At 56.7% G+C, this 17,607-nt stretch carries 20 protein-coding genes; 15 read left to right on the forward strand and 5 right to left on the reverse strand.

Annotated elements, in window-relative coordinates:
* Window positions 1-43: 43 nt before the first annotated feature.
* Window positions 44-604, reverse strand: a complete 561-nt coding sequence (locus L384_RS07495; protein ID WP_023305855.1) for a lipoprotein — start codon at window positions 602-604, stop codon at window positions 44-46.
* Window positions 605-702: 98 nt separating this feature from the next.
* Complete coding sequence (gene mdtH / locus L384_RS07490) at window positions 703-1,911, reverse strand: multidrug efflux MFS transporter MdtH (protein ID WP_023324446.1); 1,209 nt, start codon at window positions 1,909-1,911, stop codon at window positions 703-705.
* A 236-nt stretch (window positions 1,912-2,147) separates the two neighbouring features.
* Here mdtH and rimJ point away from each other — a divergent pair, with 236 nt between their 5' ends.
* From rimJ to murJ, 4 genes are all read left to right on the forward strand, one after another.
* Window positions 2,148-2,732 (forward strand): ribosomal protein S5-alanine N-acetyltransferase, encoded by a 585-nt coding sequence (rimJ, locus tag L384_RS07485; RefSeq protein ID WP_003858007.1) that lies wholly within the window; start codon window positions 2,148-2,150, stop codon window positions 2,730-2,732.
* Between the two features lie 9 nt (window positions 2,733-2,741).
* Window positions 2,742-3,392 carry a YceH family protein gene (locus tag L384_RS07480; protein WP_003858006.1) on the forward strand — a complete coding sequence of 217 codons (651 nt, stop codon included), beginning with the start codon at window positions 2,742-2,744 and terminating at the stop codon, window positions 3,390-3,392.
* A gap of 2 nt (window positions 3,393-3,394) precedes the next feature.
* A complete protein-coding gene (locus L384_RS07475; RefSeq protein ID WP_023315806.1) occupies window positions 3,395-4,318 on the forward strand; it encodes a Gfo/Idh/MocA family protein in 924 nt (307 codons plus the stop codon).
* Window positions 4,319-4,447: 129 nt separating this feature from the next.
* Window positions 4,448-5,983, forward strand: a complete 1,536-nt coding sequence (murJ, locus tag L384_RS07470; RefSeq protein WP_023324447.1) for a murein biosynthesis integral membrane protein MurJ — start codon at window positions 4,448-4,450, stop codon at window positions 5,981-5,983.
* Between the two features lie 59 nt (window positions 5,984-6,042).
* Here murJ and flgN read toward each other — a convergent pair whose 3' ends face one another.
* The 3 genes from flgN to flgA all read right to left on the reverse strand — a co-directional run bounded on the left by flgN (window position 6,043) and on the right by flgA (window position 7,519).
* Complete coding sequence (gene flgN / locus L384_RS07465) at window positions 6,043-6,468, reverse strand: flagella biosynthesis chaperone FlgN (RefSeq protein WP_003858003.1); 426 nt, start codon at window positions 6,466-6,468, stop codon at window positions 6,043-6,045.
* Window positions 6,469-6,472: 4 nt separating this feature from the next.
* Window positions 6,473-6,766 (reverse strand): flagellar biosynthesis anti-sigma factor FlgM, encoded by a 294-nt coding sequence (gene flgM, locus L384_RS07460; RefSeq protein ID WP_003858002.1) that lies wholly within the window; start codon window positions 6,764-6,766, stop codon window positions 6,473-6,475.
* A 93-nt stretch (window positions 6,767-6,859) separates the two neighbouring features.
* Window positions 6,860-7,519 (reverse strand): flagellar basal body P-ring formation chaperone FlgA, encoded by a 660-nt coding sequence (gene flgA, locus L384_RS07455; protein ID WP_003858001.1) that lies wholly within the window; start codon window positions 7,517-7,519, stop codon window positions 6,860-6,862.
* Window positions 7,520-7,676: 157 nt separating this feature from the next.
* Between flgA and flgB the strand changes: the two genes are divergently transcribed.
* The 11 genes from flgB (at window position 7,677) to flgL (ending at window position 17,534) form a co-directional block, all read left to right on the forward strand.
* Window positions 7,677-8,093 carry a flagellar basal body rod protein FlgB gene (gene flgB, locus L384_RS07450; RefSeq protein ID WP_003857999.1) on the forward strand — a complete coding sequence of 139 codons (417 nt, stop codon included), beginning with the start codon at window positions 7,677-7,679 and terminating at the stop codon, window positions 8,091-8,093.
* Between the two features lie 3 nt (window positions 8,094-8,096).
* Window positions 8,097-8,501 carry a flagellar basal body rod protein FlgC gene (gene flgC, locus L384_RS07445; protein ID WP_003857997.1) on the forward strand — a complete coding sequence of 135 codons (405 nt, stop codon included), beginning with the start codon at window positions 8,097-8,099 and terminating at the stop codon, window positions 8,499-8,501.
* 11 nt (window positions 8,502-8,512) lie between these two features.
* Window positions 8,513-9,223 carry a flagellar hook assembly protein FlgD gene (flgD, locus tag L384_RS07440; RefSeq protein WP_003857994.1) on the forward strand — a complete coding sequence of 237 codons (711 nt, stop codon included), beginning with the start codon at window positions 8,513-8,515 and terminating at the stop codon, window positions 9,221-9,223.
* Between the two features lie 26 nt (window positions 9,224-9,249).
* Entirely contained in the window at window positions 9,250-10,458 is a 1,209-nt protein-coding gene (gene flgE / locus L384_RS07435; RefSeq protein ID WP_003857992.1) for a flagellar hook protein FlgE, read from the forward strand.
* Window positions 10,459-10,478: 20 nt separating this feature from the next.
* Complete coding sequence (locus tag L384_RS07430) at window positions 10,479-11,234, forward strand: flagellar basal body rod protein FlgF (protein WP_003857990.1); 756 nt, start codon at window positions 10,479-10,481, stop codon at window positions 11,232-11,234.
* An 11-nt stretch (window positions 11,235-11,245) separates the two neighbouring features.
* Entirely contained in the window at window positions 11,246-12,028 is a 783-nt protein-coding gene (gene flgG, locus L384_RS07425) for a flagellar basal-body rod protein FlgG (RefSeq protein WP_000625853.1), read from the forward strand.
* Window positions 12,029-12,085: 57 nt separating this feature from the next.
* Window positions 12,086-12,784 carry a flagellar basal body L-ring protein FlgH gene (gene flgH / locus L384_RS07420; protein ID WP_003857987.1) on the forward strand — a complete coding sequence of 233 codons (699 nt, stop codon included), beginning with the start codon at window positions 12,086-12,088 and terminating at the stop codon, window positions 12,782-12,784.
* A gap of 12 nt (window positions 12,785-12,796) precedes the next feature.
* A complete protein-coding gene (locus L384_RS07415; protein WP_003857984.1) occupies window positions 12,797-13,894 on the forward strand; it encodes a flagellar basal body P-ring protein FlgI in 1,098 nt (365 codons plus the stop codon).
* Entirely contained in the window at window positions 13,895-14,848 is a 954-nt protein-coding gene (gene flgJ / locus L384_RS07410; RefSeq protein WP_017384732.1) for a flagellar assembly peptidoglycan hydrolase FlgJ, read from the forward strand. It abuts the gene before it with no gap.
* Between the two features lie 75 nt (window positions 14,849-14,923).
* Window positions 14,924-16,564, forward strand: a complete 1,641-nt coding sequence (flgK, locus tag L384_RS07405; RefSeq protein WP_023324448.1) for a flagellar hook-associated protein FlgK — start codon at window positions 14,924-14,926, stop codon at window positions 16,562-16,564.
* Window positions 16,565-16,580: 16 nt separating this feature from the next.
* Window positions 16,581-17,534 (forward strand): flagellar hook-associated protein FlgL, encoded by a 954-nt coding sequence (gene flgL / locus L384_RS07400; RefSeq protein ID WP_003857977.1) that lies wholly within the window; start codon window positions 16,581-16,583, stop codon window positions 17,532-17,534.
* The last annotated feature ends 73 nt before the right edge of the window (window positions 17,535-17,607 follow it).

Below are 17,607 nucleotides of genomic sequence, written 5' to 3' on the forward strand. Positions count from 1 at the left end.
ACTATTCCGTTAAAAAAAACGGGCGCCTGAGCGCCCGGAGTATTTAGTCGGTGAAAGGGATGATGATTTCACCCGGTTTCACCTCTATCCCTTTGGCATATTTTTTCGCCAGAGATTCCCCTTTGCTTTTGTCTTCGCTCAGAACATAGGCAGGCTGTTGGTTAAAGTAGTTCTGCAACGACTGGTTGAGATACGGCATCAGCGTTTGCAGCACCGGTTTCATTTTATCCGGCGTCACAACCGCATCGACGATTTCCATCTCTTGCAGGAAAATTGCCCCTTTCTCTTTATTAAAGACCGGCAGCGCCTTGAGCTTCAGCTTGATATCCGCTTTCTGATTGCCGAAGAGCGAGGTCATATCGAGGCTGGCATCGCCGGAAAGGGTGACTTTGTTAGGCTCCTCGCGACCAATCTGGCTGGCGAGATTCGTCAGGACGATATGCGCATCCGCAAGGCCGGGCACGCCGATATCTTTTGAAAAGTTATTATGTTTTTCCAGCGCCTGATTAATTTCCTGCTCACTGACGGTGTACTGCGTAAGCTGGTTACATCCCACCAGCAGACCACTGACAATTAACGCAGCGGCAATAACGATCTTTTTCATGGCGTTCCTCAACATAAAATCGGCGCATCTGTCCTGATACGCCAGTATGTCAGGGTGATCCTACAGAAACCAGCAGAAAAAACTGATAATGCAAGAGGTCAGGCGCCAGGCTCCAGCATCCCGCGGGTGCTGCGTTTATCACTGAACTGCCACCAGAGGGCAATCAGCGTCATAAAGCCGACCATGCCGAGCATGACCCACGGCAGCTCCGGCTGATGGAGCGCTTTTCCGGCATCAAACAGCCAGCCGCCACCGGTGTAACCCAGCGCGCCGCCAAGCGCCAGCCCGAGACGGCTGAAGCCCATGTAGCTGCCCCGGGCCCGGGCGTCGGCAAGTGACGCGCTCAGCGTTTCACGGGCTGGCTCGGCAATGATTGAGCCAATATAGAAGGTGCAGATCAGCATAAACAGCTGCTGAAGCGAACTTACCAGACCGATGGGCATCATGCTCAGCGTCATCAGCAACAGCCCGGCCATCAGACGGTGCTCAAGCCGGAAACGGCGCTCGCTCCAGCGGGCAATTGGATAGAGCAGAGTCAGTGAGAGGCAGGCCTCTATGGCATACATCCATTTCACCGCCGCTGGCGTGCCGGCAATATCGTTAACCATAATGGGCAGCATCAGCATGACCTGCACGGCGAGCATGTAGTAGCCGGTCAGGGTTAACACATAGGTGACGAAGCGTTTATCGCTCAACACACGGTCAAGCCCTTCCCGCACAGGTGCTTTCACCGTCGACAGCTTCCATGCGGGCAGAAACAGACCGTTAAACAGCGCGCAGAGAATAAACAACACCGCGCCGGTGGCGCAAACCAGGCGGAAATCGTATTGCAGCAGCCAGCTTCCCAGCAGGGCGCCCACCACCGCGCCTGCGCTGTCCTGCATCATCAAAATCGAGAAGAAGCGCCCCCGATGTTGCGGACGGATAAGCTTAACCACCAGCGCGGTACGCGGTGGGTCGAAAAGGGTGCCGCCAATCCCGGAAAGGAAACAGGAGAACCACAGCAGCCAGGGTTCATGAGCGATTGCCATGGTGGCGAATCCCGCCGCACGTAACAGCATGCCGGTGACGATCATCGGTTTCGCGCCGAAGCGGTCAGCTATTGCGCCGCCAAACACGCCCAGACCCTGTTGTACAAACTGGCGTAGACCCAGCGCGATCCCGACCATCAATGCCGCCCAGCCCATTTGATCGACAAAACGAATTGATATAAGCGGAAAAACGACAAAAAAGCCGAGCACGACCAGCATGTTATCGACGAGCAGGAAATATTTACCCAGGCTCCTGGTCTGTGATACGCGGGACATTTTCCCTCCAGGGAAAATAAAAGGTGAGCACGCTAACATTCTGCGGTGTCGCCGCGCTTTTTCCCATACCCGCTGGCGACAATATTTTTTTATCAAAAAGGTGCTTTGATAGAGAGTTCTCATCGAAAAATGTGAAAAGCGATCAAAATGGTATGTCACTGTTTTCACAGAAGGCGCAGGCACAGGTATAGTAAAGCTAACAGGCAGAGCAGAAGCGACGGGAAGGAGTGGTAACGATGTTTGGCTATCGCAGTAATGTGCCAAAAGTGCGTCTGACGACGGACAGGCTGGTCGTTCGTCTGGTGCATGAGCGTGATGCCTGGCGTCTGGCGGATTATTACGCCGAGAATCGCCAGTTTTTAAAACCCTGGGAACCCGTTCGGGACGAGAGCCACTGCTACCCCTCTGGCTGGCAGGCGCGCCTCAGTATGATTGCGGAATTTCATAAACAGGGAAGTGCGTTTTATTTCGCGCTTCTCGATCCGGAAGAGAAAGAGATCGTTGGCATTGCCAATTTTTCAAACGTGGTACGCGGGTCGTTTCACGCCTGCTATCTCGGGTATTCCATCGGCCAGAAATGGCAGGGACAGGGGCTCATGTTTGAGGCGCTGACGGCGGCGATTCGCTACATGCAGCGCACGCAACATATCCATCGCATTATGGCTAACTACATGCCGCACAATAAGCGCAGCGGCGATCTGCTGGCCCGCCTGGGGTTTGAGAAAGAAGGCTATGCCAAAGATTATCTGCTGATTGACGGCGAGTGGCGGGACCATGTGCTCACCGCGCTCACCACACAGGAGTGGACCGCGGGTCGTTAAGGAGAAAAGATGAAATATCAGTTAAATGGCGCCGAAGCGCGCGTGATCGGCTGCCTTCTGGAAAAGCAGGTCACCACGCCGGAACAGTATCCTCTGTCCGTGAATGCCGTCACGATGGCCTGCAACCAGAAGACGAACCGTGAGCCGGTGATGAACCTTGGCGAGCACGAGGTGCAGGATATCCTTGATGAGCTGGTGAAGCGCCACTACCTGCGCACCGTCAGCGGCTTCGGTAACCGCGTCACTAAATATGAACAGCGCTTTTGTAATTCTGAATTTGGCGATTTAAAACTCAGCGCTGCGGAAGTGGCTGTTATCACCACGTTGCTGCTGCGCGGGGCGCAGACGCCGGGGGAACTGCGCACACGCGCCTCCCGCATGCATGAGTTTCAGGATATGCAGGACGTTGAACAGACGCTGGAGGGATTAGCCTCACGCGAGGACGGTCCCTACGTGGTGCGTCTGCCCCGCGAACCGGGCAAGCGTGAAAGCCGCTACATGCACCTGTTTAGCGGCGACGTGGAGCCCTCTGCGCTGGCCGTCGTATCCGACACGCCAGCATCAAACGAAAGCCTGACCGCGCGCGTGGCAGCCCTGGAAGACGAGGTTGCCGGGCTGAAGCAGCGTCTGGATGCGTTACTCGCACATCTGGGAGATTAATCGTGACAACCTTACGCATTGGTGTTGTGGGGCTGGGAGGGATTGCGCAAAAAGCCTGGCTGCCCGTTTTAGGCGCCGCGTCAGACTGGACGCTGCAAGGGGCGTGGTCGCCCACCCGCGAGAAAGCAGAGCGCATCTGCAAAACCTGGCGCATCCCTTATGCCGGTTCGCTACAGGATTTAGCCCGTGAATGTGATGCGGTATTTGTGCATACCTCAACCGCGACGCACTACCAGGTGGTGAGCGAGTTGCTGAATGCAGGCGTTCACGTCTGCGTGGATAAACCCCTGGCGGAAAATGTACAGGATGCTGAGCGACTGATTGAGCTGGCCGCGCGTAAAAAGCTGACGCTGATGGTCGGCTTCAACCGCCGTTTTGCGCCCCTCTATCAGCAGCTTAAAGCGCAGTCCGGCTCGTTCGCCTCTCTGCGTATGGATAAGCACCGTACCGACAGCGTGGGGCCGAACGATCTGCGCTTCACGCTGCTGGATGATTATCTCCACGTCGTGGATACGGCCCTGTGGCTGAGTAACGGAAAAGCCCAGCTGCAAAGCGGCACGCTGTTGACCAGCGAGCAGGGTGAGATGGTTTACGCCGAACATCATTTTGCCGTTGAGCATTTGCAGGTGACGACCAGCATGCATCGTCGGGCGGGCAGCCAGCGCGAGTCCGTGCAGGCCGTTACGGATGGCGCGCTGTATGACGTCACCGATATGCGAGAGTGGCGGGAAGAGAAGGGCAATGGCGTGGTTGCGTTACCCGTTCCCGGCTGGCAGAGCACCCTGGAACAGCGTGGCTTTGTGGGCTGCGCGCGTCACTTCATCACCTGCGTGCAGAATCAGACGGTTCCTGAAACGTCCGGGGAGCAGGCCATTCTGGCGCAGCGCATCGTGGAACGACTCTGGCGCGAAGCCATGTCGGAATAACTCGCTGTAACATCTGCCGATAGTAATTCGTTGAAATCCGGTTAGACTAAGCGCCGCTTGTTGGCTTTGCCGGGTGGCGCTTTCGCTTATCCGTCCTGGAAATCCGTAGGGTTTTGGAACTTCACGTTAATGAACTTATTAAAATCGCTGGCGGCCGTCAGCTCGATGACCATGTTTTCCCGCGTGCTTGGCTTTGCGCGCGATGCCATTGTGGCAAGGGTTTTTGGCGCAGGGATGGCGACTGACGCCTTTTTCGTTGCGTTCAAGCTGCCGAACCTGCTGCGCCGTATTTTTGCCGAAGGGGCTTTCTCACAGGCATTTGTCCCGATCCTTGCGGAATATAAAAGCAAGCAGGGCGAAGATGCCACCCGCGTCTTTGTGGCTTACGTTTCCGGTTTACTGACGCTGGCGCTGGCGATCGTGACCGTCCTGGGCATGCTGGCAGCGCCCTGGGTAATCATGGTAACGGCACCGGGCTTTGCCGACACGGCGGATAAATTTGCCCTGACGACGCAACTGCTGCGGATAACCTTCCCCTATATTCTGCTGATTTCGCTGGCGTCGCTGGTGGGTGCCATCCTGAATACCTGGAACCGCTTCTCCGTGCCGGCCTTTGCCCCCACGTTCCTTAATGTCAGCATGATTGGCTTTGCGCTGTTCGCCGCGCCGCATTTTAACCCACCGGTGCTGGCGCTGGCCTGGGCCGTGACCGTCGGCGGGGTGTTACAGCTTGCTTACCAGCTTCCGCACCTGAAAAAGATCGGCATGCTGGTTCTGCCGCGCATTAGTTTCAAAGATGCGGGCGCAATGCGCGTTATTAAACAGATGGGACCGGCGATACTCGGCGTGTCCGTCAGCCAGATCTCGCTGATCATCAATACCATCTTCGCCTCTTTCCTGGTGTCGGGCTCGGTGTCCTGGATGTACTACGCCGATCGTCTGATGGAGTTTCCATCAGGGGTGCTGGGCGTGGCGCTGGGGACTATTCTGCTGCCGTCGCTGTCGAAAAGTTTCGCCAGCGGCAACCACGATGAATACTGCCGCCTGATGGACTGGGGACTGCGTCTCTGTTTTCTGCTGGCATTGCCAAGCGCGGTGGCGCTGGGGATCCTGGCAAAACCGCTGACGGTGTCGTTGTTCCAGTATGGAAAATTCACCGCCTTTGATGCCGCCATGACCCAGCGTGCACTGGTAGCCTACTCGGTGGGGCTGATGGGGCTGATCGTCGTGAAGGTGCTTGCGCCCGGTTTCTATTCACGTCAGGACATCAAAACGCCGGTTAAGATTGCCATTGTGACGCTGATTATGACGCAGCTGATGAACCTCGCGTTTATTGGACCGCTGAAACACGCGGGGCTGTCATTGTCGATTGGTCTGGCGGCCTGTCTGAACGCCGGGCTGCTGTACTGGCAGCTGCGCAAGCAGGATATCTTCACACCGCAGCCGGGCTGGGCAAGCTTCCTGCTGCGTCTGGCGATCGCGGTAGTGGTGATGGCGGCTGCGCTGGTTGGCATGTTGTATGTCATGCCTGAATGGGCGCAGGGCACCATGCCTTACCGCCTGATGCGTCTGATGGCCGTGGTGGCGGTCGGGGTGGTGGCGTACTTTGCCACGCTGGCGGTGCTTGGCTTCAAGGTGAAAGAATTCGCCCGCCGCACGGTATAAACGTCAAAAGGGGAGTTCACCAGAAGGTGCTCCCCGCTTCATGACGTGCCGCTACTGCGTCAAATCGAAATCTTTTTCCCGCCCGTGATACGTGCCGTGGCCGTCTGACCATCCGCACCGTACAGCCCCGGCTCTTTATAGGGCTTTAACACCTCAAGCGCCTGCTGATTACGGATAATCTGACCTTCCAGCAGCCAGCCGTTATGCTGGTTGAGATCGCGAAGATGCTGGGTTTTTTCTGTAATGGTCTGCCAGCGTTCGTTGATCTCATCATTGGCGCTGCGTTTCGCGTCTTGCTCAGCGCGTCGCTGTTTTTCCAGATAATCCAGGGTCGCCAGCAGCGAGCTTTTATCTTCAGTTATGCGTTGCAACGCGCTGCCGTTGATTTGACCAGAAGAGAGGTGGTGCTGTTCGGCATCCATCACCGTTTTCAGGTCGTTCAGGACCACCGTCATCTGATCCAGTATTTCTGACAGTCGACTCATACGGTTAGTTACTCTGGAGGAAACTCTGTGCGTCCTGAATCAGCGCATCAGCGATTTTGCTGGTATCCATTTTCAGTTCGCCGTTACGGATAGCCGTTTTCAGCGCTTCAACACGTTCCATGTTGATATCGCTGCTGCCTGGCTGCATCAGCTTCGACTGCGCATCGCTCAGCGTGACGCTGGTGCTGTTAGCCGTCGACGTTTTTTCCAGACGCGTTTTTTGCGGGGCAGCCTCATTCGTTTCGCGAGGTTGTACAGTGCTAACCGGCTTCAGGGCTGATGTACGATCAATGCTCATAGTGTTGTCCTCATCGAGGGTTCGCGGCGTTTGCGCCTGACATCATCATTTGTTGAATATTTATCGGCAGTCGCCGCGAAATCTTTAAAAAGATTACAGGTTAATCAGAATATTCCCATCAGGACCGACCGTGCCGCTGACCACCTGGCCTGAGGACATTCTGACCCGGGCATTTTGCGCCACTGCGGCATTATTCAGCGCTTTTCCTTCGCTGTTGATACTAAAGCCTTCGCCATTGGCGACCACCATCACCTGTTGTCCCGCTTTCACCCGCCATGCCTGGCGCAGCATGGATAGCTGTATCGCCTGTCCAGGGGCGACATCGCGCAGGCTGACCGCCTCCTGAGCCTGGTTAATGTCCAGCATCGTCCGCGGTGGAAGCTGATCCAGACGGCCTCGCTTCAGCGTTACGCTGTCAGGTTGCAGCAGGCTGCCTCGCGGAATCGGAACGGCGGCGACAACATAATTGCCCGTCGCCTGTACCGCAACCTGTAAATACCGTTTTTCATTGGCGCAACGCGCCAGCACGTTCACGTTACCCCATAACTTTGTGCTGCCGGTCACGCTAAATGACGGGGCTTCGCAGGAAGGGTAAAGGTTAGGCGGGGTGCGCACGGTCACGCGTACGTCATCGCTGAAACCGGCCAGCTTCTGCGCAAAGAATGCATTGAGCTGGTCCTCTAACCCCTCAGCCTGCACCAGAGGGCTCAAAAGCAGTAGGGTCGCCGCCAGGCCACGTTTAAAAGTCCGCATCGCACGTTCCACCATGTCCAGAATTAAGCAAATTCTACCCGCAGTGGTTTTCCATCAACGCAACAAATAGCGACGCATTTTGCGCTTATTCCGTCGATAAGGGAGACGCCTTGAGATTTAAGCTGTGAACTGAAATTTTCTCATCAGCGGAGGAGACATGCTCGATAAACTCGACGCCGCGTTACGTTTTCAGCAGGAAGCGCTCAATTTACGCGCCCAGCGGCAGGAGATTTTAGCCGCCAATATCGCCAACGCGGATACCCCCGGGTATCAGGCGCGCGATATTGATTTTTCCAGTGAACTCAAAAAAGTGATGGAGCGTGGACGTGCCGAAGGAACGGGTGTCTCACTGGCCCTGACATCCTCACGTCATATTCCCGCTCAGGCGATGACCGCGCCAACGACCGACCTGCTTTACCGTATTCCCGATCAGCCCTCGCTTGATGGTAACACCGTCGACATGGACCGGGAGCGCACACAGTTTGCCGATAACAGCCTGCAATACCAGACAGGCCTGACGCTACTCGGCGGGCAAATTAAAGGCATGATGACCGTCCTACAGGGGGGCAATTAGTAAATGGCCTTGCTGAATATTTTTGATATCGCCGGTTCGGCATTAACGGCGCAGTCTAAACGACTGAACGTGGCCGCCAGTAACCTGGCCAACGCCGACAGCGTGACCGGCCCTGACGGGCAACCGTATCGCGCTAAACAGGTTGTCTTCCAGGTTGATGCTGCACCGGGTGCGGCAACGGGCGGCGTAAAAGTGGCGGACGTGGTTGAGAGCCAGGCACCCGACAAGCTGGTTTACGAGCCAGGCAACCCGCTCGCGGATGCCAGCGGCTACGTGAAAATGCCGAACGTGGATGTGGTCGGGGAGATGGTGAACTCCATGTCCGCGTCGCGCAGCTACCAGGCAAACGTCGAAGTGCTTAATACCGTGAAGAGCATGATGCTCAAAACACTCACTCTCGGCCAGTAAAGGAGACACGCATGTCCATCGCCGTAAACGTGAATGACCCGACAAATACCGGCGTCAATAGCACCAGCAGTGCGACCGGTTCCAGCTCTCTCACCGGGAGCAATGCCTCCGATTTACAGAGCAGCTTCCTGACCCTGCTGGTGGCGCAGCTGAAAAATCAGGACCCAACCAATCCGATGCAGAATAACGAACTGACCACGCAGCTTGCGCAGATCAGTACCGTCAGCGGCATTGAGAAACTGAACACCACGCTCGGCTCGGTCTCCGGTCAAATCGATAACAGCCAGTCCTTGCAGGCCGCCAACCTGATCGGTCACGGGGTGATGATCCCGGGGACCACGATTCTGGCGGGCACCAGCACCACCGATGGCACGTCCACCACCACCACGACGCCGTTTGGCGTTGAGTTGCAGCAGCCGGCCGACAAAGTCACCGCCACCATCAAAGACGCCAGCGGCAACGTGGTGCGCACGATTGAGATTGGCGAGCTTAAAGCGGGCGTTCATACCTTTACCTGGGATGGCAGCCTGACCGACGGCACTAAAGCGCCTAACGGCTCGTATCAGGTTGCGATTAGCGCCAGCAACGGCACCACTCAGCTGGTGGCTCAGCCGCTACAGTTTGCCCTGGTTCAGGGCGTCATCAAAGGTAGCGATGGTAACAAACTGGATTTGGGTACCTCCGGTACCACCACACTCGACGAAGTTCGGCAGATTATCTAAGCCTTAATACTTATCAGGAGTAAGTCATGGCCTTTTCTCAAGCGGTCAGCGGCCTGAATGCTGCGGCCACCAACCTGGACGTCATTGGCAACAACATCGCCAACTCCGCGACCTATGGTTTTAAATCCGGTTCTGCGTCTTTTGCAGATATGTTTGCAGGCTCTAAAGTGGGCCTGGGCGTGAAGGTGGCGGGTATCACCCAGGACTTCACCGACGGGACGACCACCAACACCGGTCGCGGTCTGGACGTCGCCATCAGCCAGAACGGTTTCTTCCGTATGGTGGATGCCAACGGTTCCGTATTCTACAGCCGCAACGGCCAGTTCAAGCTGGATGAAAACCGCAACCTGGTGAACATGCAGGGGCTTCAGTTAACCGGTTATCCGGTTGCCGGCACGCCGCCTACGGTGCAAACCGGTGCGAATCCGCAGGCGATCTCCATCCCAACGACGCTGATGGCGGCGAAGTCCACCACCACGGCCTCTCAGCAGATCAACCTGAACTCCACCGATACCGCACCAACCGTCGCCTTCGACCCGGCCAACCCTGACTCTTACAACAAGAAAGGCACCGTGACGGTGTTTGACAGCCAGGGTAATGCGCACAACATGAACCTGTTCTATGTCAAAAACGCGACGCCAGCTAACTCCTGGAAGGTGTATTCCCAGGACGGCAGCGTAGCGGGAGATGCAGCGAAACTGGCAACCACGCTGACCTTTAATGCGAGCGGCGTGCTGACGGGTGGCGATGATATCAAGATCACAACGGGCACCGTTCCGGGCGCGACGCCAGCCACGTTTGACATGAGTTTCGCCAACTCCATGCAACAGAATACCGGTGCGAACAACATCGTGGCGACGAGCCAGAACGGTTATAAGCCGGGCGATCTGGTGAGCTACCAGATCAACGATGACGGTACCGTTGTCGGTAACTATTCGAACGAACAGACCCAGGTGCTGGGCCAGATCGTGCTGGCAAACTTCGCCAACAACGAAGGCCTGAAATCCGAAGGGGACAACGTCTGGTCTGCCACGCAGTCTTCCGGTGTTGCCCTGCTGGGTACTGCGGGTTCCGGTAACTTCGGCACGCTGACCAACGGCGCGCTGGAAGCCTCTAACGTCGATCTGAGTAAAGAGCTGGTGAACATGATCGTCGCGCAACGTAACTACCAGTCCAACGCGCAGACCATCAAAACCCAGGATCAGATCCTTAACACGCTGGTTAACCTGCGTTAAGCAGCTGACGGGAAAGCGCAATGGATCACGCAATATATACAGCGATGGGCGCAGCAAGCCAGACGCTCAACCAGCAGGCTGTTACCGCCAGCAACCTGGCGAACGCCTCCACGCCAGGTTTTCGTGCGCAGCTCAACGCGCTGCGTGCGGTGCCGGTAGAAGGGCTGTCATTGCCCACGCGTACGCTGGTCACCGCTTCCACGCCGGGCGCCGACATGACGCCAGGCCAGATGGATTACACCGCGCGTCCGCTGGACGTTGCCCTTCAGCAGGACGGCTGGCTGGCGGTGCAAACGGCTGACGGCGGGGAAGGGTATACCCGCAACGGTAATATCCAGGTGAGCGCCACCGGGCAGCTGACGATTCAGGGGCATCCGGTGATGGGCGAAGCCGGTCCGTTGACGGTGCCGGAAGGGTCAGAGCTGACCATTGCGGCAGACGGGACGATTTCGGCGTTAAACCCGGGCGACCCGGCTAACACCGTTGCGCCTGTCGGTCGTCTGAAGCTGGTGAAAGCGGAAGGCAACGAAGTGCAGCGTGGCGATGACGGGATGTTCCGTCTGACCCAGGCGGCGCAGGCCACGCGTGGCGCCACGTTACAGGCCGACCCGACCATCCGCGTGATGTCCGGCGTGCTGGAAGGCAGTAACGTCAAACCGGTAGAAGCCATGACCGACATGATCGCCAGCGCCCGCCGCTTCGAAATGCAGATGAAAATAATCAGCAGCGTCGATGAAAACGCAGGCAAGGCTAACCAACTTCTGGCTATGAGTTAACAGGACTCCCTATGATCAGTTCTTTATGGATCGCGAAAACCGGTCTGGACGCACAGCAAACCAATATGGATGTGATTGCCAACAACCTGGCAAACGTCAGCACCAATGGTTTCAAGCGCCAGCGTGCGGTTTTCGAAGATTTGCTTTATCAAACGATTCGTCAGCCAGGGGCGCAGTCTTCTGAGCAAACCACGCTGCCGTCCGGTCTGCAAATTGGTACCGGCGTGCGCCCGGTTGCCACCGAGCGTCTGCACAGCCAGGGCAACCTGTCCCAGACCAACAACAGTAAAGACGTTGCCATCAAAGGTCAGGGTTTCTTCCAGGTGCAGCTGCCTGACGGGACCTCCGCCTATACCCGCGATGGTTCGTTCCAGGTGGATCAGAATGGTCAGCTGGTGACAGCGGGCGGCTTCCAGGTTCAGCCTGCGATCACCATCCCGGCGAACGCGCTGAGTATCACCATTGGTCGTGACGGTATCGTCAGCGTCACTCAGCAAGGTCAGGCCGCGCCGGTCCAGGTTGGACAGCTCAATCTGACGACCTTCATGAACGATACCGGACTGGAAAGCATCGGTGAGAACCTCTACACCGAAACGCAGTCTTCCGGCACGCCAAATGAAAGTACCCCGGGCCTGAACGGGGCGGGGCTGCTGTATCAGGGGTATGTGGAAACCTCGAACGTTAACGTGGCGGAAGAGCTGGTGAATATGATCCAGGTCCAGCGCGCCTATGAAATTAACAGTAAAGCAGTGTCGACGACCGACCAGATGCTGCAAAAACTGACGCAACTCTAAGGTGTAGCCCGGTGCGGTAAACGTCGCACCGGCTCCCTGTTTTCGAAGATGAAGGCAATGCAAAAAAACGCGGCGTTTCGTTATCCGATCCTGACTGTTCTGGCCGTCACCCTCAGCGGGTGTGCCTGGATCCCGTCTAAACCATTGGTACAGGGTGCGACTACCGCCCAACCCGTTCCCGGCCCCGCGCCGGTGGTGAACGGCTCTATTTTCCAGACCGCGCAGCCGATTAACTACGGTTATCAGCCGCTGTTTGAAGACCGTCGTCCGCGTAACGTTGGCGATACGCTGACCATTGTGTTGCAGGAAAACGTCAGCGCGAGCAAGAGCTCGTCGGCGAACGCCAGCCGCGACGGCAAAACCAATTTTGGTTTCGACACCGTACCGCGCTATCTGCAAGGGCTGTTCGGCAACGCCCGTGCGGATGTGGAAGCCTCCGGCGGCAACACCTTTAACGGTAAAGGTGGCGCGAACGCCAGCAATACCTTCAGCGGAACGCTGACGGTAACGGTTGACCAGGTTCTGGTGAACGGCAACCTACACGTGGTGGGCGAAAAACAGATCGCCATTAACCAGGGTACGGAATTCATTCGTTTCTCCGGTGTGGTTAACCCTCGCACTATCAGCGGCACCAACACCGTACCGTCCACCCAGGTGGCGGATGCGCGCATTGAGTACGTCGGCAACGGCTACATCAACGAAGCGCAAAATATGGGCTGGCTGCAACGCTTCTTCCTTAACCTATCGCCGATGTAAGCGAGGTGACCTATGTATAAATTTCTCTTCGCCGTGGCGCTGTCGCTGGTCGCTACCGTTGCGCAGGCCGATCGCATACGCGATCTCACCAGCGTGCAGGGCGTGCGCGAAAACTCCCTGATTGGCTATGGCCTGGTGGTGGGGCTGGATGGGACGGGTGACCAGACGACCCAGACGCCGTTCACCACCCAGAGCCTGAACAACATGCTCTCGCAGCTCGGTATTACCGTACCGGCCGGGACCAACATGCAGCTGAAAAACGTGGCGGCCGTGATGGTGACCGCGTCTTATCCGGCCTTTGCGCGTCAGGGGCAAACCATCGACGTGGTTGTCTCGTCGATGGGTAATGCCAAAAGCCTGCGTGGCGGTACGTTGCTGATGACGCCGCTGAAAGGCGTTGACAGCCAGGTGTATGCTCTGGCGCAGGGCAACATTCTGGTTGGCGGAGCAGGCGCGTCGGCGGGCGGCAGCAGCGTGCAGGTGAACCAGCTGAACGGGGGACGTATTACCAACGGCGCGATCATCGAACGTGAGCTGCCGACCCAGTTCGGCACCGGCAACACCATTAACCTGCAACTGAATAACGAAGACTTTACGATGGCGCAGCAGATCGCTGACACCATCAACCGCAGCCGGGGCTACGGCAGCGCCACCGCGCTGGATGCCCGCACCGTGCAGATCCGCACGTCAACCGGCAGCAGCAACCAGGTGCGGATGCTGGCCGATATCCAGAATATGGAAGTGAACGTGCCGGTTCAGGATGCGAAAGTCATTATCAACTCCCGTACCGGCTCGGTGGTGATGAACCGCGAAGTGACGCTGGACAGCTGCGCCGTGGCGCAGGGCAATCTCTCCGTCACGGTTAACCGCTCGGCCAACGTCAGCCAGCCGGATACCCCGTTTGGTGGCGGTCAGACGGTAGTGACCCCGCAAACGCAGATTGATTTACGACAGAGCGGCGGTTCGTTGCAGAGCGTGCGCTCCAGCGCCAACCTGAACAGCGTGGTGCGTGCCTTGAATGCGCTGGGTGCAACGCCAATGGATCTGATGTCCATTCTGCAATCCATGCAAAGTGCAGGCTGCCTGCGCGCTAAACTGGAAATCATCTAAATGCTGACCGATAGCAAACTGTTGACCAGTGCCGCCTGGGATGCCCAGTCGCTCAACGAGCTGAAAACCAAAGCGGGCAAGGATCCGGCGGCGAATATCCGCCCGGTTGCCCGTCAGGTGGAAGGCATGTTCGTGCAGATGATGTTGAAAAGCATGCGTGAAACTCTGCCGAAAGACGGCATGTTCAGCAGTGATTCCACGCGGCTTTACACCAGCATGTACGATCAGCAGATTGCCCAGCAAATGACCGCCGGAAAGGGGCTCGGCCTGGCGGACATGATCGTGAAGCAGACCGCAGCCGCTCAGGGACTCCCGCCTGAAGAGGCCCCGCCGCAGGTGCCGCTGAAGTTTGATCTGGAAAAGGTGACCAGTTATCAAAATCAGGCGCTAACGCAGATGGTGCGTAAGGCGATGCCGAAGCCGGCAGAAACGCGTGACGAGCCGCTCTCCGGCGACAGCAAAGACTTCCTGGCGCAGCTCTCCCTGCCGGCGCGTCTTGCCAGTGAAGAGAGCGGCGTGCCGCACCATCTGATTCTGGCGCAGGCGGCGCTGGAGTCGGGCTGGGGGCAACGTCAGATCCGCAGGGAGAACGGCGAGCCGAGCTTCAACATCTTTGGCGTGAAGGCCACCTCCAGCTGGAAAGGGCCGACCACGGAAATCACCACCACCGAATATGAAAACGGTGCGGCAGTGAAGGTGAAAGCCAAATTCCGCGTCTACAGCTCGTATCTGGAAGCGTTGTCGGATTATGTCGGGCTGCTGAGCCGGAACCCGCGCTACACTGCGGTGACCCAGGCCGCCACGCCAGAGCAGGGCGCTCAGGCATTACAGAATGCCGGCTACGCGACCGATCCAAACTATGCACGCAAGCTGACCAGCATGATCCAGCAGCTGAAATCCATGTCTGAGAAGGTCAGTAAAGCGTATAGCACAGATCTCGAAAATCTGTTCTGAAAGTTCTCAAGTCCCGGAGGAGGTTGCCGATAACCTTCATCAGGACTCGTGTCTGAACGTATAAAAGGAACCCCCATGTCCAGTTTGATTAACAGCGCCATGAGTGGCCTCAGTGCTGCGCAGTCGGCACTCAATACCGTCAGTAATAATATTTCAAGCTACAACATGGCAGGTTATACCCGCCAGACCACCATTCTGGGGGCATCAAACAGCACCCTGACCGGTGGTGGCTGGGTGGGTAACGGGGTCTATGTCTCCGGCGTTCAGCGTGAATATGATGCGTTTATCACCAACCAGCTGCGTGCGGCGCAGAACCAGAGCAGTGGGCTGACCACGCGCTACCAGCAGATGTCAAAAATTGACGACGTGCTGTCGGATACCACGAACTCGCTTTCTGCCAACCTCCAGGATTTCTTTAAAAGCCTGCAAACGCTGGTGAGTAACGCAGAAGATCCGGCTGCACGCCAGACGGTGCTCGGTAAGGCGGATGGTCTGGTAAACCAGTTTAAAACCAACGATCAATATCTCCGCGATCAGGATGCGCAGGTCAATACGGCGATTTCTACCAGCGTCGATCAGATCAATAACTATGCGAAGCAGATTGCTAACCTTAACGATCAGATCTCCCGGCTGACTGGCGTAGGGGCGGGCGCATCCCCGAACGAACTGCTCGATCAGCGCGATCAGCTGGTGAGTGAACTGAACAAGATTGTCGGTGTGGACGTTACCGTACAGGACAGCGGCACGTATAACATCTCTATCGCCAACGGTTACACCCTGGTACAGGGCAGCAACGCAAGTCAGCTGGCGGCGGTGAAATCCAGTGCGGACCCAGCGCGTACAACGATTGCGTATGTGGATGCCGCAGCAGGCAACGTGGAGATCTCAGAAAAACAGATCACCACGGGGTCGCTTGGAGGGCTGTTAACGTTCCGTTCTCAGGATCTGGATCAGGCGCGAAACACCCTCAACCAGATGGCGCTGGCGTTTGCGGATGCCATGAATACCCAGCACCAGGCGGGCTTTGATGCCAACGGGGATAAAGGCGGCAAGCTGTTTGATTTTGGCTCCCCGGCAGTGCTGAGTAACGGCAAAAACACCGGAAGCGCGTCCGTTACGGCCACGATGACGGACAGTACCAAGGTCCAGGCGACAAACTACAAAGTTGAGTATAACGGTACTGACTGGACAATCACGCGTCTGTCGGACAACACCAGCTTCACGGCCAAGCCTGACGCCAGCGGTAATCTGTCGTTTGATGGTCTTAACGTTAAGATTAGCGGCTCAGCCAATAATAAAGACAGTTTCATCGTCAAACCGGTGAATGACGTCATTGTGAATATGGACGTTGCGATCAGCGACGAATCCAAACTGGCGATGGCCTCCGCGCAAGGAAGCGGCGAAAGCGACAATACCAATGGCCAGAAGCTGCTGGATTTGCAGAGCGCTAAGCTGGTGGGGGGGAACAAAACCTTTAACGATGCTTATGCCGCGCTGGTCAGTACGGTTGGCAGCACCACGGCGTCGCTGAAAACCAGCAGCGAAACCAAAGTTAACGTGGTGACGCAGCTGACCAAACAACAGCAGTCAATCTCCGGGGTTAACCTGGATGAAGAGTATGGCAACCTGCAACGCTATCAGCAGTACTATCTGGCGAATGCGCAGGTGCTGCAAACGGCGAGCACGCTGTTTGATGCATTGATCAATATCCGCTAAGGCTGAGGCATAAAAAATGCGTATTAGTACTCAAATGATGTATGAGCAAAGCATGCGCGGCGTGACGAACTCCCAAAGTCTCTGGCTCAGCTACGGCGAGCAGATGTCTACGGGGAAGCGCATCAATCGTCCATCTGACGATCCGATTGCCGCTTCGCAGGCCGTTGTGCTCTCTCAGGCACAAACGCAAAACAGCCAGTATGCGCTGGCGCGCTCCTTCGCTACGACGAAAGTCTCGCTGGAAGAGAACGTGTTATCGCAAGTGACAACCGCTATCCAGGCTGCTCAGGAAAAGATTGTCAATGCGGGCAACGGTACGTTAAGTGACGATGACCGCGCTTCGCTGGCCACGAACCTGCAAGGTATTCGCGATCAGCTCATGAACCTGGCTAACAGCACGGACGGTAACGGCCGCTATATTTTTTCCGGTTACAAGACCGAAGCGGCGGCTTTCGACCAGACTACGGGTGATTATAAGGGCGGCGGAACGCCAATCAGCCAGCAGGTTGACTCCGCGCGCACGATGCAAATCAGCCATACGGGCACTGAAGTTTTCGATAGCTTCACCAGCAATGCGAAGCCAGAGCCAGATGGTAGTAAACCGGAAACGAATTTGTTCAAGATCCTCGACTCCGCAATTGAAGCGCTGAATACGCCGATTGGGGAGGATGAAACGAAAGCCGAGGCGTTTACGGCGGCTATTGATAAAGCCAACCGTGGCCTGAGCAACTCCCTCAACAACGTGCTGACCGTGCGCGCCGACCTCGGCATCAAGCTGGATGAGCTGGGCAAGCTGGACGCTCTGGGTGAAGACCGCGCGCTGGGTCAGACCCAGCAGATGAGTAACCTGGTTGACGTGGACTGGAACTCGGTGATTTCGTCCTACACCATGCAGCAGGCGGCGTTGCAGGCCTCGTATAAAGCCTTTAGCGATATGCAGGGTATGTCTTTGTTCCAGATGAACAGATAAGACTCTGACCTGTTTAACATGTCTTGAAACTGGGCATGTTTTGACTGCCCAACCCGTCCGGGTTGGGCATTTT

Origin of the sequence: Enterobacter sp. MGH 38, from assembly GCF_000492855.1 — a bacterium.
In the GTDB taxonomy this organism is placed as follows: domain Bacteria; phylum Pseudomonadota; class Gammaproteobacteria; order Enterobacterales; family Enterobacteriaceae; genus Enterobacter; species Enterobacter hormaechei_C.